The 16,390-nt window shown below is 37.0% G+C and carries 16 protein-coding genes and 1 riboswitch; of the genes, 3 read left to right on the plus strand and 13 right to left on the minus strand.

The genetic code is table 11. From position 1 onward, the window contains the following. Window positions 1–107 precede the first annotated feature (107 nt). Both ACKXGF_RS09135 and ACKXGF_RS09140 read right to left on the minus strand, forming a co-directional pair. Window positions 108–1,742, minus strand: coding sequence for a Na/Pi cotransporter family protein (locus ACKXGF_RS09135; RefSeq protein WP_411953453.1), 1,635 nt, complete (start codon window positions 1,740–1,742; stop codon window positions 108–110). 143 nt (window positions 1,743–1,885) lie between these two features. After that, window positions 1,886–2,512 (minus strand): NfeD family protein, encoded by a 627-nt coding sequence (locus tag ACKXGF_RS09140; protein WP_411953454.1) that lies wholly within the window; start codon window positions 2,510–2,512, stop codon window positions 1,886–1,888. 136 nt (window positions 2,513–2,648) lie between these two features. On the opposite strand from ACKXGF_RS09140, the gene ispG reads away from it, so the two are divergent. Continuing rightward, window positions 2,649–3,752 (plus strand): flavodoxin-dependent (E)-4-hydroxy-3-methylbut-2-enyl-diphosphate synthase, encoded by a 1,104-nt coding sequence (gene ispG, locus ACKXGF_RS09145; protein ID WP_411953455.1) that lies wholly within the window; start codon window positions 2,649–2,651, stop codon window positions 3,750–3,752. A gap of 39 nt (window positions 3,753–3,791) precedes the next feature. On the opposite strand, the gene ACKXGF_RS09150 is transcribed toward ispG, so the two are convergent. Continuing rightward, window positions 3,792–4,226, minus strand: a complete 435-nt coding sequence (locus tag ACKXGF_RS09150; RefSeq protein WP_411953456.1) for a hypothetical protein — start codon at window positions 4,224–4,226, stop codon at window positions 3,792–3,794. 66 nt (window positions 4,227–4,292) lie between these two features. Beyond that, window positions 4,293–4,994 (minus strand): lytic transglycosylase domain-containing protein, encoded by a 702-nt coding sequence (locus ACKXGF_RS09155; RefSeq protein WP_411953457.1) that lies wholly within the window; start codon window positions 4,992–4,994, stop codon window positions 4,293–4,295. A 152-nt stretch (window positions 4,995–5,146) separates the two neighbouring features. Here ACKXGF_RS09155 and ACKXGF_RS09160 point away from each other — a divergent pair, with 152 nt between their 5' ends. Then, window positions 5,147–5,419 carry a DUF2624 family protein gene (locus tag ACKXGF_RS09160; RefSeq protein WP_411953458.1) on the plus strand — a complete coding sequence of 91 codons (273 nt, stop codon included), beginning with the start codon at window positions 5,147–5,149 and terminating at the stop codon, window positions 5,417–5,419. Window position 5,420: 1 nt separating this feature from the next. Here ACKXGF_RS09160 and ACKXGF_RS09165 read toward each other — a convergent pair whose 3' ends face one another. Then, window positions 5,421–6,311 (minus strand): deoxyribonuclease IV, encoded by an 891-nt coding sequence (locus ACKXGF_RS09165; protein WP_167264199.1) that lies wholly within the window; start codon window positions 6,309–6,311, stop codon window positions 5,421–5,423. Between the two features lie 3 nt (window positions 6,312–6,314). Beyond that, window positions 6,315–7,640, minus strand: a complete 1,326-nt coding sequence (locus tag ACKXGF_RS09170) for a DEAD/DEAH box helicase (RefSeq protein ID WP_411953459.1) — start codon at window positions 7,638–7,640, stop codon at window positions 6,315–6,317. Window positions 7,641–7,782: 142 nt separating this feature from the next. On the opposite strand from ACKXGF_RS09170, the gene ACKXGF_RS09175 reads away from it, so the two are divergent. Beyond that, window positions 7,783–8,742 carry a 4-hydroxy-3-methylbut-2-enyl diphosphate reductase gene (locus ACKXGF_RS09175; RefSeq protein WP_306974501.1) on the plus strand — a complete coding sequence of 320 codons (960 nt, stop codon included), beginning with the start codon at window positions 7,783–7,785 and terminating at the stop codon, window positions 8,740–8,742. 150 nt (window positions 8,743–8,892) lie between these two features. Here ACKXGF_RS09175 and guaA read toward each other — a convergent pair whose 3' ends face one another. The 7 genes from guaA to rpoD form a co-directional block, all read right to left on the minus strand. After that, complete coding sequence (gene guaA / locus ACKXGF_RS09180) at window positions 8,893–10,431, minus strand: glutamine-hydrolyzing GMP synthase (protein ID WP_411953460.1); 1,539 nt, start codon at window positions 10,429–10,431, stop codon at window positions 8,893–8,895. A gap of 69 nt (window positions 10,432–10,500) precedes the next feature. Beyond that, a riboswitch (purine riboswitch) is annotated at window positions 10,501–10,602 on the minus strand. A 29-nt stretch (window positions 10,603–10,631) separates the two neighbouring features. Then, window positions 10,632–12,095, minus strand: coding sequence for an IMP dehydrogenase (gene guaB, locus ACKXGF_RS09185; protein ID WP_411953461.1), 1,464 nt, complete (start codon window positions 12,093–12,095; stop codon window positions 10,632–10,634). Window positions 12,096–12,252: 157 nt separating this feature from the next. Beyond that, complete coding sequence (locus ACKXGF_RS09190) at window positions 12,253–13,380, minus strand: Nif3-like dinuclear metal center hexameric protein (protein WP_411953462.1); 1,128 nt, start codon at window positions 13,378–13,380, stop codon at window positions 12,253–12,255. Continuing rightward, a complete protein-coding gene (locus ACKXGF_RS09195; RefSeq protein WP_411953463.1) occupies window positions 13,377–14,075 on the minus strand; it encodes a tRNA (adenine(22)-N(1))-methyltransferase in 699 nt (232 codons plus the stop codon). The genes ACKXGF_RS09190 and ACKXGF_RS09195 overlap by 4 nt, the downstream gene beginning before the upstream one ends. Before the next feature lie 104 nt (window positions 14,076–14,179). Then, complete coding sequence (gene cccA, locus ACKXGF_RS09200) at window positions 14,180–14,545, minus strand: cytochrome c550 (protein ID WP_411953464.1); 366 nt, start codon at window positions 14,543–14,545, stop codon at window positions 14,180–14,182. 96 nt (window positions 14,546–14,641) lie between these two features. Continuing rightward, window positions 14,642–15,184, minus strand: coding sequence for a hypothetical protein (locus tag ACKXGF_RS09205; RefSeq protein ID WP_411953465.1), 543 nt, complete (start codon window positions 15,182–15,184; stop codon window positions 14,642–14,644). 25 nt (window positions 15,185–15,209) lie between these two features. Further along, a complete protein-coding gene (gene rpoD / locus ACKXGF_RS09210; protein ID WP_411953466.1) occupies window positions 15,210–16,379 on the minus strand; it encodes an RNA polymerase sigma factor RpoD in 1,170 nt (389 codons plus the stop codon). Window positions 16,380–16,390: the final 11 nt, after the last annotated feature.

A 16,390-nucleotide genomic window follows, 5' to 3' on the forward strand; every position in this document is an offset into this window, starting at 1 on the left:
GATACTGTGACCTTGTCAACATCATGGGATTTAACTTTTTAACAAAATGAAAAATGATGACAGGTAAAAGAATGATACTTCTACCTGTCAACTATTTAAGCACTGAATTAACTTTCTTCTAAGTCAACCTCTTGCGCAATATTGGACGCATGGTCCCCGATTCTTTCTAGGTTACTAATGATATCAACGAAAATGATACCAGCCGTTCCGCTACATTTTCCTTCATTTAATCGAAGGATATGCTTCTTACGGTAAGATCTTTCCATTTCATCAATTTCATTTTCTTTGTTCATCACGTTTCGGGCTAGTTCAGCGTCGTTATCTTCAAAAGCTTTAATCGCTTTTTCAACTGTATCAAGTGTTAACTTAAACATCTCATTTAAATCTTCCATAGCTTGTTCAGTTAAATTAACTTTGTTTGTAATTTTATATTCATTTAATTCGATAATATTTTCAAAATGGTCACCAATTCGTTCAATGTCACGCACAATATCGACGACTGATGAATGAATGGCACTATCAGATTCATTAATGTCTTCACTGGATACTTGTGTTAAATAGTTCGTAATCTTCTTATCAAGATTGTTAATCGCATCTTCTATCGAATAAGCAATTTCAGAGTGTTTTGATTGGTTTGTATTTAAATACTCACGTGCTTCTTCTAAACCTTTGATTGCTAATTGACCCATGTGTAGTGATTCACTTTTCGCTTGTGCAATAGCCATTGAAGGCGATTGTGACAAGAAGATCGGATCAAGATGCTGTGGTTTAGATTCAACGATTCTTTCTTCACCAGGAACAATCTTAGTTACCAGATACGCAATGAATCCAATGAATGGGAATTGAATAATTGTGTTTGATAAGTTGAACGTTCCGTGAGCAAATGCAATCGTCATCTTAGGTCCTAATGATAATGCTGTTGCTAACGTCTCAATCAATGCTGTAAATGGCACGAGTAAAACAATAAATAATGTGGCGCCGACAACGTTAAAGATTACGTGGGAAGCTGCTGCTCGTTTAGCTGCAACACTAGAACCAATCGCAGCAAAAACAGCTGTAATTGTCGTACCGATGTTATCACCAAATAAAACTGGTAACGCAGCATCTAAGCTTATGGCATTTTCAGCATATAAGGACTGCAGGACACCGATAGCTGCTGATGAACTCTGTACAGCTACTGTAAAGACCGCACCAATTGCCGTACCTAAAATAGGAATATCACTCATGGTTATTGTTAGATCCTCGAAAGCTTGTAAGTTTTCAAGCGGACTAACGCCTTCACCCATTAATTTCATTCCGTAGAATAGGGCACCAAAACCAAACACTGTCTGACCAAAATAAGTGATTTTCTTATTTTTGAAGAAGAAGAGTAATAGTGCACCTACTGCCATGATTGGTAGGGCATACGCTTCAATATCAATACCGATAATAAATGCTGTAGCTGTAGTACCAATGTTAGCACCAATAACAACACCAATTGATTGTCTTAACGTCATAAACCCAGCATTCACCAAACCAACAACCAGAACTGTTGTTGCTGAACTGGACTGCAATAAGACAGTTACAATAATACCAGCTAATAAGCCCATGAAAGGGTTTGTTGTAAAACGGTCTAATATATCGCGTAGCTTATCACCAGCTGAACGCTGTAAGCCATCGCTCATATATTTAATACCAAATAGAAAGATTGCTAAACCACCAATAAAAGTAAATAAGATATCTTGAATTGAAATACCATCCATTTGTGTCACCTCGTAGTAAAAATTTATCGATTGTTGTCTAAACACAACGAACCTATTATGTTTTATAATAGCTATTAAAGTAAACCCTTTAAAGTCATTCTTTACACAATCTTTACATTATGAATAAAATACCCTATTTTCTACTAATCTAATCGTTCAACCAATATCCTGGTACCATCAACACTGACCACTTTTATGTTTTCACCTTGTTCAATCCACTCTGCTTGTGATACCCCATCATAACGCTCATCATCAATAACAATCGTTCCTGTTGGTCTTAAAATAGTCTCGGTAACACCTTTTTTCCCGACTAGTTGTGTGTGTGATTCATTAATCGAATTGTAACCTTGTTCACTTGTCAGTTGATCTTTCAAAGTCATTTTCCCCCACATTTTTCTTTTTGGTAATTTTGGCACCTTGAGTAGTATCAAACTACAGACTGACCCCAAAATCACCCCCGCAATACTATAAGTAGCAGATAATGGGTCTGGGGCAGCGAAGGCGATTGAAAAATTCAAGACAATAAACCCAATAATACCCAAAATCCCTTCATTAAGAAATTTGCCATCCACTATAATCATTCCCAAACCAACAGCAAAACCAATACCTACAAAAATTAAATCCATCAATGATAAATTGGCTGAAAAGTACATACCAATTGTAATAACACCTATTAATGCTCCTATCCCTTTCATCCTAATTAATATTTCACCAAAAAAGAAAAACATAGCTAACGTCGTTAGGACAAACAAACCTATCATACTGTCCATATCATTCTCTCCCCTTATCCATTTTATCTTTATTATAGCAGTCTCTCTTATTAGCATGTTAAACTATATTTGTGTTATTATCATTGATGAAACTATAAAAAAAGATTTGTTCCATCACAAAAGGAGAGTTGAACATATGTCTGCGATTACTCATCGTAAGGATACAAGACCTGTTCGAGTAGGAAATGTTGTGATTGGTGGACGTGACGATGTCATTATCCAATCGATGACAACAACTAAAACACATGACGTAGAAGCTACAGTTAATGAAATACATCGTTTAGAAGAAGCAGGGTGCCAAGTTGTTCGTGTCGCTTGCCCTGATGATCGTGCAGCTGACGCAATCCCTGAAATTAAAAAGCAAATCAATATTCCTTTAGTTGTCGATATTCACTTTGATTACCGTTTAGCCCTTAAAGCTATTGAAGGCGGCGCTGATAAAATCCGAATCAATCCAGGTAATATTGGTAAGCGTGAACGGATTGAAGCTGTCGTGAATGCGGCTAAAGAAAAAGGCATTCCAATTCGAATCGGTGTTAACGCTGGTTCATTAGAACGCCATTTACTTGAAAAATACGGTTATCCAACAGCTGATGCCATGGTTGAAAGTGCTTTGCATCATATTAAAATTTTAGAGGATCTCGACTTCCATGATATCGTTGTTTCTCTAAAAGCTTCTGATATTCATTTAGCCAACGAAGCATACGAAAAAGCAGCTGAAAATATTTCATATCCTATTCATTTAGGAATTACTGAATCAGGCACTTTATTTGCTGGTACAGTTAAAAGTGCTGCAGGTCTCGGCGCCATCTTAAACAAAGGAATTGGTAGTACAGTACGCATATCTTTAAGTGCTGATCCAGTTGAAGAAGTTAAAGTGGCAAAAGAGTTACTCAAATCATTTGGATTAGCATCTAATGCTGCAACCCTTATTTCTTGTCCAACATGTGGACGTATTGAAATCGACTTAATTTCGATTGCCAATGAAGTTGAAGAATATATCCAACAGATTAAAGCACCGATTAAAGTGGCCGTTTTAGGTTGTGCTGTTAACGGACCAGGTGAAGCACGTGAAGCTGATATTGGGATCGCTGGTGCACGTGGTGAAGGTCTATTATTCCGTCACGGGGAAATTATCCGAAAAGTACCTGAAGACATTATGGTGGATGAACTGAAAAAAGAAGTCGATAAGTTAGCTGAAGAACATTATCAAAAACAACGTGAAGAACAAGAAATATAATAAACAAGGACCCGTCAAAATAAGCTGACGGGTCCTTATTTATATCAATGGAAATACAAATAATCGAATAAGAACAGCTACTAATGCTGCTCCAATAGCAATATTACCTAGTGTATTAGCACCACGACGTTTTGCATAAATTCCCATCACTACACCAATTAAAGCGAATAAAAATGTCCAAACAAAAAACGATATAAATGATGCACTTAAAGCAATCCATCCCCAACCAGCGTCAACATGTTCCTCATAATGCGATTCCTTTTCCTCTTTTTTTATCTTATCTTTATCTAATTCGTCTGGATTCATGGTTGCTGTATCACTTGCAAATTCAACATCTTGATCATTTTTATCGTTGTGATTGTCAACCATTTTGACACCTGTTACGGGGTCATATGATTGGTTAAATCCATTGTTTTGTTCGAAATAATTATCATCTTGGCTATAGTCTTTTGGTTGTTGATCGTCGTTGCTCATAAAAATCCCTCACTTTCTATAGCTTGTCTATAGTGTGTGAGGGATATCAAAAATTATGCAGTTTGCTTAATTAGTATAAGCGACGCTTCGGTTTTGTTCTGCTTTTTTCTGAATTTCAACAGCATACCAACTTTCAGCATGTCCATTTTCAGCTTGATATTGATCTAAGCCACCAATGCCGCGGTGATAAGCTGTTAGAGCTTCATCCCAATTCCCATACTTCCCATATAAATGGTCTAAATAAACAACCGATAATTGGATACTATAGGTTGGATTAAACAACAACTCTTTTTCATAAGGTAAATTAGCCATGTCAGCAATCCATGGCGCTGTATTTTCCATAAATTGGGACATGCCATAAGCACGCCCATAATCAGTTGGCGGACCAACTAACTTAGGGTCGAATGTGTTCCCTGTTTCTACTTTAAGCAATTCGTATACAATAAATGGGTCGATATCATATGCTTTAGCTTTTTGTACTAAAAACAAAGCCCATGATTTATCAAATTCGCCATCACTATCTTCAACCATATTGTTAGCCTTTTGTTCTATTTTTTCCCAGCTTTGATAAGAAAAATCTGCACTCCAGTCTAAGTGAACAGACTGCATAGGTTCCTTTTCAGAAGTATCGGCTTGTTGTTCTTGTAGACGATCATTCTCATCTTCCAATTCGTCTATTGTCTGTTCATAATATAAATTATTAACGATAAACGCTGTAACAATCAGCATAATCGTAATAAAGAACAAACCATAATGCTTTAACTTCATGCCAACATCCTTTCCTTGCCTGCTTGTGCAACAAATCATAATAACAAGGTCAAGTCTTAAAAAGTTTTAAGACCAAGCAGGTATTTTGACTCCAAAGAACACTCTTCCCTTATTCGCATATTAATAAACATCACGACATAAGGAGTGACACGATGATTAAAGAATTAGTTCGTAGACGCTTACATCAGGCAACACCTAGTGAAGTCGTACAATATGGTCACGAGTACGGCATTCCACTAACAATGGAAGAAGCATCAGCGCTTTTAAATTTTATTAAAAATGAAAAAGTCGACCCTTTTTCTCAAAAGGACCGACTTAAAACGTTACAATATATAGAATTGCAATTCGGTAAAGATAAAGCTCATGATGCAGAGAAATTATTAAATCAGTTAGTTGACCAATTCAATATTCACCACTTAATGTAATTTACTGATTCATGATTTTATCTTTTAAATCAGGATCAAAAGTTCCTTCCTTCAACATTTCTATTTCATAACGATAAGGTGGTTTTTTATTTTTCTTATCTGTACCGACGAATGGCGTTTCTAAGATTTTAGGTAAATGTGCCAACTGGTCATGATGTACAACGTAATGTAATGCATCAAATCCAATATGACCGAATCCTATATTTTCGTGGCGGTCTTTTTGGGCGCCACGTTCATTTTTACTATCATTCACGTGGACAACTTTTAGACGATCCAAGCCAATAATTTCATCAAATTGCTTTAAAACACCATCAAAATCGTTTACTACGTCATATCCAGCATCATGGATGTGACATGTATCTAAACAAACGGATAAACGTTCATTATGCTTAACCCCATCGATAATCTGAGCAATTTCTTCAAAAGAACGACCTACCTCTGAGCCCTTACCAGCCATTGTTTCAAGAGCAATTTGAACATCACGATTCTCTTCAAAGACTTCATTAAGTCCTTGAATGATTTGATTAATTCCGTGCTCTACACCTTCGCCAACATGCGAGCCTGGGTGCAAAACAATTTGTTTTGCTCCAATTGCTTCTGTCCGTTCAATCTCAGAACGTAAGAAATTAACACCTAATTCATATGTCTCAGGCTTATTTGTATTACCAATATTAATAATATAAGGGGCATGAATAACAATCTCATCAATATTATGTTGATTCATATGCTCTTTAGCTGCCTCTATATTTAGTTCTTCAATTGCCTTACGACGCGTGTTTTGAGGTGCACCTGTATAAATCATGAAAGTATCAGCACCATATTCTACAGCTGCTTCACTGGACCCAAGAAGCATTTTCTTCCCACTCATTGATACATGTGATCCTAATTTCATTGTTTAATCTCCCTTCTTACCTTTTCCTTTACGATATTGATCGCGTTTAAGTTCTTTTTTTACTTTTTCTTGTTCTTGCTTCATTTTCTTTTTATAACCTGGTTTAACTTGTTTTCGTTTTTTAACTTGTTTCCATGCTTTTTGATTCAGCTCATTATCTTGGGCCTCTCTTTTCTTACGCTCATTCCATTTCTTAACGGGTACCCACTCACCATTTTTAATATCATAGTTTTCAAATTGAATACCACGGCCTTCTAATGATTGAATTAAAGCAAGATCATTCTCTTGATAAAAACTCACAGCTGTCCCCTCAAGACCTGCGCGAGCTGTTCGTCCGACTCGATGAATATAGCTCTCTTCATCATATGGCATCTCAGCATTAAATACATGACTGACCCCTGGGATATCAATGCCTCGTGCCGCTAAGTCTGTAGCCACTATATATTCATAACGCAGTGACTTTAAATCTTTAAGGATTCGCTTTCTTTCACGGGGTTTTAAGCCACCATGAATAACACCTACTTCGAGCCCACGGTCCATAAGCTGATCAGCTAACTCATCTGCATGCTCTTTCTTATTAACAAATATTAAAGCAATATAAGGATGAATAAGCTTAGAGGCAGCTTCGATCATACTTGCGACCTCCCGATGTCTCAACGGAATCAATCGATGTTCTAATTGTTCTGGACTCAATACATTTTCTTCAATTTGAATATGGCTCGGGTTTGTTAAATATTTATTTAAAAATGGTTGTAATCCTTTTGGTATGGTTGCTGAGAATACCATCGTCTGGACGTTCTCATGCATACGATACAAGACCTCATCGACTTCTTCAATCAACCCTAAATCAATTAACAAATCCGCTTCATCAATGACGACACTGTTGATCGTCGATGGGTTAATTGTTTGTGATTGCATAAAGTCAAGTATACGTCCAGGTGTACCAACAATAATGTGAGGAGGTTTTTGCATTTTTTGTTCTAATCGTTGTTTATCAGTTCCTCCAATAACTAACTTCGATGTCCATGCTTCATTAGATAAAGAAATCATTGTTTTAACTTCTTCATAGATTTGCATCGCTAATTCTCTTGTTGGTGTAATAATGATCTTCTGGGTTTCTTGACGGTCCTCATTCACTTGATCACATAACGGTATTAAATAAGCATGCGTTTTACCTGTTCCCGTCTGAGATTGTCCAATGATGTTTTGTCCTTTTAATGCTTTAGGAATGACGCGATGTTGAATATCAGTTGAGTATTCAAACCCTAACTGATTGATCATCCCTAGCATTTCATGTGATAAATCATATGATTGAAAGTATTGTTTCATAGTTATCCGAACTCCTTTTCTTTCTAAAATCAATTATAAACGACACGCTTTGCAAATGCTACTCATTCAAAGATTTTGTCAAAGTGAGCTATAACGATTATAATAGCGAATAGAGATATATACATGAGGAGGCCATATTGACATGGAAGTCATTAAAATTGCGCCAAGGGGATATTGTTACGGTGTGGTTGACGCCATGGTTATTGCCAGCAATGCAGCAAAAGACCAAAACCTACCACGCCCAATTTATATACTCGGCATGATTGTTCATAATAGTCATGTTACGCAAGCGTTTGAAGATGAAGGTGTCGTCACACTTGATGGTAAAGATAAAACACGTGAAGAATTATTGAAAGATATTGATGAAGGAACAGTTGTATTCACAGCACACGGTGTATCTCCCGAAGTTAAACAAATCGCGGAAGAAAAAGGGTTGACCGTTTTAGATGCCACATGCCCTGATGTCACAAGAACCCATGACTTAATTCGTGAACATGTAAATAATGGTTATGAAATTGTTTATATTGGAAAAAAAGGGCATCCTGAACCAGAAGGCGCTGTTGGTGTTGCGCCAGATCATGTTCACTTAATTCAATACGATGAAGAAGTTGAAGACCTTGATTTACCAGCGGATTCAAAAATACTCGTAACCAATCAAACCACTATGAGCCAATGGGATGTTTACGATACGATGCTCAAAGTCCAAGAAAAATATCCACAAACTGAGATCGAACAAGAGATATGTATGGCAACACAAGTACGACAAGAAGCAGTTGCAGAACAGGCAAAAGACGCTGATTTAACCTTAGTTGTCGGGGATCCAAAAAGTAATAACTCCAACCGATTGGCTCAAGTTTCTAAAGAAAAGGCAGGTACAGAAGCTTACCGGATTGCTGATGTTTCTGAAATTCAGCTAGAATGGTTAGATCAATGTGAAACCGTAGCTGTTACAGCAGGTGCATCAACACCAACACCAATTGCCAAAGAAGTTATAAAATTCATCGAACAATACGATCCTAAGAGCGAAGATACTTGGGATATAACAAGTAAAGTTACGAAACAAAAGATTCTACCGAAAGTTAAACCTAAAAAACGCGTTTAACTTAACCGATTCATAACACAAAAGAACCCCAACTTGATTCAATTAAAATCAGGTTGGGGTCTTTTTATCCATCAATCACTCATAACTAGTGATTGATTATTAAGTGCTTTTTGATTTCGTGATTGTTACATCACAAAACAAAAAATTCATTTATTCCCACTCAATTGTAGCAGGTGGCTTACTTGTAATATCATACACAACCCGGTTGACATGACTGACCTCATTAGTGATACGATTCGAGATTTTCTCTAAAACTTCCCATGGCAATCGTGCCCAGTCTGAGGTCATACCATCAACCGAAGTGACAGCTCGAATAGCTACAGTATGATTATATGACCTTTCATCTCCTTGTACACCGACACTCTGAACGCCAGGTAACGCTGTGAAGTACTGCCATACATCACGTTCTAGATCATTTATTTTGATCTCTTCACGCAAAATAGCATCCGATTCTCTGACGATTTCTAATTTCTCTTCAGTAATTTCACCTAAAACCCGGATCCCTAAGCCAGGTCCTGGGAACGGTTGGCGCCAAACAATATGTTCTGGCACTCCTAGTTCTTCACCTAAACGTCTCACTTCATCTTTAAACAAGGCTTTTAATGGTTCGATCAGTTCTAAATTCATATGCTCAGGTAATCCACCAACATTATGGTGAGATTTAATTGTTTGAGCTGTTTCAGTTCCGCTTTCGATAATGTCTGTATATAAAGTTCCTTGTGCTAAATAATCAATATCCGTTAACTGTTCAGCTTGATCATCAAAAACTTCTATAAACTCATTACCGATAATTTTACGTTTTTTCTCAGGATCAGATACTCCCGATAATTTATCTAAAAATCGGTCCTGTGCATCGACTTTAATCACATTGATGTTAAAGCCTTCTTCGAACATTTTCATCACATCAGATGCTTCGTTTTTGCGTAATAATCCATGATCAACAAAAATACAAGTCAATTGATCACCAATCGCTTTGTGTAACAATACAGCCACAACTGATGAATCTACACCGCCACTTAATGCACATAAAACTTGACGGTCTTGAACTTCTTCACGAATTTTTTCTATTTGCATTTCAACAACATGGTCCATTGTCCACTCGCCTTGACATCCACAAACATCAAAGACAAAATGTTTTAAAATATCATTACCATGCTCAGTATGATTTACCTCAGGATGAAATTGAACGCCGTAAAATGCTTTTTCTTCATGACTAAACGAAGCAATTGGACACGATTCATTAATCGCATTGATGTCGAAACCATCTGGTACTTCCGTTACTAAATCGCCATGACTCATCCAAACTGTTTGTTGGTCAGGTAGAGCTTCAAAGAGTTTCGATGAACGATTAATTTCAATTGATGCTTTCCCGTATTCACGATTCGAGGCTTTCTCAACAGTCCCACCTAAATGATGAGCCATTAACTGCATCCCATAACATATACCTAAAACTGGAATACCTAATTCAAAAATATCTTGATCGATTTGATTAGCGTTGGAATCATAAACACTCCCTGGACCTCCAGATAAAATAATGCCAGTTGGATTTAACTCTTGTAATTCGCTTGCAGTTAAGCGATTGGAATGAAGTTCACTATAAACTCCAATATCTCTAAGTCTTCGAGTAATTAACTGATTATATTGACTGCCATAATCTAAAACAATTACTTTTTCATGAATGGTTGTCATATCATTATCCCCTTTTGATTAACAAAAAATACAATTCAACCTTTCAAAATATACATGAAGGCAGAATTGTACAGAACAACCCACCTTCATAGTCCAGTTGTTTAAGGCAACTCGGTAGAAACACTTACGCCATATTCGTAAGTCTATATGAAAGCTACGGTTAAATTATATAATTGTTAATCGTGTGTTAATCCTTTTCATTAAACCGAATAATTCGGCGCTTCTTTTGTTACTTGTACATCATGTGGATGGCTTTCTTTTAGACCTGCACCTGTAATTTTGATAAATTGAGCTTCTTCTCTTAGCTCAATTAAACTAGGTGAGCCACAATATCCCATGCCTGACTTCAGCCCACCAATCATTTGATAAAGGGTATCGGCTACAGGTCCTTTATAATCAACTCGACCTTCAATTCCTTCAGGAACAAATTTCTTATTATCCTCCTGAAAGTATCGATCATGGCTGCCTTTCTCCATAGACGCAACAGAACCCATACCTCGATACGTTTTAAATCGACGTCCCTGATAAATTACAACTTCTCCAGGACTTTCTGTTGTACCAGCTAACATACTACCAAGCATCACAGCGTGAGCACCAGCAGCAAGTGCTTTAACAATGTCACCTGAATATTTAATTCCACCATCGGCAATCACTGGAATTTGGTGCTTCCGAGCTTCATTCGCACAATCAAATACTGCCGTGATTTGCGGAACACCAACACCTGCGACTACACGTGTCGTACAAATCGAACCAGGTCCAATGCCTACTTTAATTACGTCCGCACCTGCTTCGATCAAGGCTTTTGTACCTTCAGCTGTTGCAACATTCCCTGCAATAATATTCATTTGAGGGTACTGCATGCGGATCATACTAATAGTGTCCAGCACTCCTTGCGAGTGACCATGAGCTGTATCGATAACTAATGCATCGACGCCAGCATTGACTAATTTCTCAATTCGTTTTGATGTATCACCAGAAACACCAACAGCGGCAGCAACAAGTAAACGTCCTGCTGAATCAACAGCTGAATTCGGATACTCAATGTCTTTCTCCAAGTCTTTAATCGTAATTAACCCTTTTAAAACTTGATGTTCATCTACTAATGGCAATTTTTCTATTCGATGCTTTTGTAAAATATGGCCTGCTTCTTCTAATGTTGTATCAACCGAGGAAGTGACAAGCCCGTCTTTTGTCATGACATCCGATATAGCAATCGAATAATCATGAATGAAGCGAAGATCACGGTTTGTAATAATACCGACAAGCTTCAAATCTTCCTTGTTATTCACGATTGGAACGCCAGATATACGATACTTGCCCATCAAGTGCTCTGCATCATATACCTGGTGCTCTGGTGTTAAATAAAATGGATCCGTAATAACACCGCGTTCTGACCGTTTAACCTTGTCAACTTGATCAGCCTGTTCTTCAATTGACATGTTTTTGTGAATGACACCTAAACCACCATGTCTTGCCATTGCAATGGCCATATCAGCTTCAGTGACAGTATCCATACCTGAACTGATCATTGGTTTCTGCAATTTTAAAGATGGTGTTAATTCAGTAGCGACATCCACTTGATTAGGTATCACATTAGATTCTGCTGGCAAGAGCAACACATCATCAAATGTTAACCCTTCTTTCGCAAATTTGTTCTCCCACACGATTAACTCATCTCCTTTTTTACAACTATTCACCCTAAAGCTATAACTCAGTTCACAAAAGATATAGCGAAAGATAAATATTAAAAGTAGATTAACAATCGCATCTGTACATGTCAATGAACTTAAAACAAGTAAAAAGATTTTAAATATTTAAATATCAATCACCTAGAAATTGAAATGGTTCTGTCACTTGATTAGAACTAACAAACGACACATCATACCCGTTTGCTTCAGTGCGAGATTCTAATTCGTTCTTTAAGCCATCTTTCATCACTTCTTCAACATGATGTCCAGGGTCGATCATTCCAAGTCCCATTCCTAAAGCATCATGCGCCGTATGATAATAAACATCACCTGTAATTAACACATCAGCACCCTGCCGTTTTGCTTGATGAATAAATTTATTACCGTCCCCACCGATGACTGCAACTTTTTTAACCTTTTTATTAGAACGGCCTACAAAACGAAGTTGTGGAACATTAAAGGCTTTCTTAACTGTTTGAGCAAATTGCTCTAATGTCGTTGTTTCATTTAGTGTTGCCATACGACCAAGACCTAATGGTTCACCATCTAGCTCTAAAGGATAAACATCGTATGCCATTTCTTCATAAGGATGTGCTTGATTAGCTTGATCGATCACATCTTGTAATATAGAAACTGGAACGACTGTTTCCATACGTAATTCTTGAACTTTTTCTAGTTCATTTGTCGTTCCAATGTAAGGATTCGTTCCTTCTTGTGGTTTAAATGTACCGAACCCTTCACTATTAAAGGTACAATGACTATACTCACCAATATGGCCTGCTCCTGCTTCAGCTAACGCGTTTCGCAATTCATCTTCATGTGATGTCGGTACAAAAACAACCATTTTATACAAAGTGTCTTGCGTAGTTGGGACAACAACACCTTCTGGTTGTAATCCTAATTGTTCCATCAACCAATCATTTACTCCACCTTGCGCAATATCTAAATTGGTGTGAGCTGCATAAACAGTAATGTCATGCTTGACTAGCTTATTAATGATTTTCCCTTTTTCATCATTTGTGTTAATCGATTTCAAAGGTTTAAAAATAAATGGATGATGAGCAATAATTAAATCAACGTTTTGTTCAATGGCTTCATCAACTACGCTTTCTAGTACGTCTAACGTGATCATGACCTTTTCAACCGAACTATTTAAGTCACCAACTTGTAACCCAATCGGATCGCCCTCAAAAGCTAAACTTTTCGGTGCAAAAGATTCTAATACATTGATAATATCTTTGGTTTGTACCTTCTGTGTCATAGATCTAACGCCTCCTCTATCCATAATAACTCTTCTTGAAATCGTTTGATTTTATCTAGATTTGGTTCTTTAGCTTTGTGCATTTCATCGACAATGAGTTGTTGTTTTTTATAGGCACGAAGCCATTTCTCATAAAATGCTTGATTAGGTTGGTTAAGCATTAATGGTCCTAAATAAATTTCTTTATCTGAATAATGCACTGATGAAACACTGTGCTTTAGTACTATTATATCGTAATAATAACCATCTTCTTCGAGTACATTTTCATACTCGATATAATAACCATAATCATTAGCAAATTGTCTGATTAAATGAGCATCTATATTTGGTTGCAAAACAAGGTTTTCTTGACCATTCAATTTAGCTATACCTTTAGTTAAAATATGCGTAATCAAAGCTCCACCCATCCCTGCAATCGTTACACAATCAACTTCTCCAAAATCAATAACAGATAAACCATCACCTAAACGAACATCGATTCGATCACTTAATTGCCAATGTTTGACCTGGTTTAAAGCTGCTTGCTTAGGCCCATCATTAACTTCACCAGCAATTGCTTTTAAATCGGGATTTTCAAGGCAGATTTGACATGGTAAATAAGCATGATCTGAACCAATATCAGCAACTACATTGCATGATTTCGGTATAAGTTGTTTCACTGTATTTAAACGTTTTGATAAAGGAATCGTCTTCATTATGAATCTCCTTCTACAACATTGATGTAAACAAAACAAAAGCCCAGAAACTGTTGTCTGTATCATTCTTACAAACACGCTTCTGGACTTCAATCATTTTGACACTATTGTTCTGATAACCATTCGGCCATCATTTTAGCTTCTTCATCATTTGCATAATCACCAGTCATCAAGGAACTACCTTCAACACCATTAGCAATAATATCTTGTAGTTCTTCAACTGAATAACGTTCACTAACGTTCTGTAGTTCAGGTCCAGTTCCGCCACCTAAATCTTCACCATGGCATGACATACAGTTGTTTTCGTAATGTGTTTCTGGATCACTAGATGACTGTTCTTCAGTCTGTTCACCATTTTCTGCATCATCAGCAGATTGCATTTGATTTAATCCAACACCGCTCATCACAATAATAGCTATAATTCCTAAAACGGCAATTGTCGCAAACGGTACTACAGGGTTTTTGCTCATCAGTCTTATCCTCCTTATGTCACCATATATGTATGCATAACTAATTATATTTTACTTTAAAAACAGAGATTCTAAAAGAGATAAAATGTGAAATTATTATAAAAAAATCATTGATGCTAATAACATGATACCTACAATTCCAGAAGCTGTTAAATAGTAATAGCGCCAAATAACACCAATTATAATCCATAATATACAATGAACAGCAACAATACTGTTCAATATTATACCATCTCCATATATCGAGCTAATAAACGAAATGGAGCTAATTAATAATATTAAAAAAACTAACATAACAGGTATATGAATCATGGACGAGGCTCGTCGTTTAAACCAATAAACATGACCAATTAGAATCAATAAAATTCCGATGGAGAGTGTCAAATCAACATAGACATTCAGCTCCATAATGACAGACATTAATAATGAAGCTGGGAGAAGAAGAATTAAAAAGATAAGGTCAACATAAATCAGCGTTTGACGCCGTTTACGTTTTTGGATTGACTTTTCATCCTCTTCTACCCCTTCACCAAATGTGTAAAGCGCTAATAAGAAATCACAATATTCAGCAGGTAATAATTTCGATTGTTTCCAATGTTTTATTTCATCGATAATGACTTTATCTCGTTCATCATTCACGTGCTGCACCTCCGAATTGGAGAGGTTACTCAAGAAAGTCTTTTAAGCGTTTACTGCGGCTTGGATGTCTTAATTTACGTAAGGCTTTAGCTTCAATTTGGCGTATTCTTTCTCGAGTGACACCAAAGACTTTACCAACCTCTTCTAATGTTCGTGTTCGACCATCATCTAAACCAAAGCGGAGTCGCAGAACATTTTCTTCACGATCGGTTAATGTGTCTAATACATCTTCAAGTTGTTCTTTTAATAATTCATAAGCAGCATGATCTGAAGGTGAAGTTGCCTCTTGGTCTTCAATAAAGTCTCCCAAGTGTGAATCATCTTCTTCACCAATTGGTGTTTCAAGCGAGACAGGCTCTTGAGCAATTTTGAGAATTTCTCGAACTTTATCAGGAGTTAAATCCATCTCTTCAGCAATTTCTTCAGGTGTTGGTTCACGACCATAATCTTGAAGTAATTGTCTTTGCACACGGATTAACTTATTAATGGTTTCAACCATGTGAACTGGAATACGAATGGTACGAGCCTGGTCAGCAATAGCACGTGTTATAGCTTGTCTAATCCACCAAGTTGCATACGTACTAAACTTGAACCCTTTACGGTAATCAAACTTCTCAACGGCTTTGATTAAGCCCATATTACCTTCTTGAATCAAGTCAAGAAATAGCATCCCTCGGCCGACATAACGTTTTGCAATACTCACCACTAAACGTAAGTTAGCTTCAGACAAACGACGTTTAGCCTCTTCGTCACCTTGTTCAATTCTAGTCGCTAAATCGATTTCTTCATCAGCAGATAACAGATCGACACGACCTATTTCTTTTAGATACATGCGAACAGGATCATTAATTTTAACGCCTGGAGGAACACTTAGATCCGTTAAGTCAAGATCTTCTTCTTTCGTGATTTTTTGCAAATTAGGGTCATCATTTTCGCCGATAATATCGATTCCTTGATCAGCTAGGGTTTCATAGAAGTCATCCATTTGTTCAGAATCTAAATCAAAATGACCTAATTTATCTGCAATCTCCTCATAAACGAGGACACCTCGTTTTTTACCTGTTTCAAGTAATTGCTCTTTTGTTTGATCTAATGTTAGTTCTTGTTCTTGCCCTTGGTCTTGAGCTTGTGTTTGTTCTTGGTCCTGATTCTGTTGTTGTTCTGCTTCTTGTGATTCGATTGGCTTCTCAGCCATGCTACCCCTCC

The sequence above is a fragment of the Alkalibacillus sp. S2W genome, assembly GCF_046764385.1.
Lineage (GTDB): Bacteria > Bacillota > Bacilli > Bacillales > Alkalibacillaceae > Alkalibacillus > Alkalibacillus almallahensis.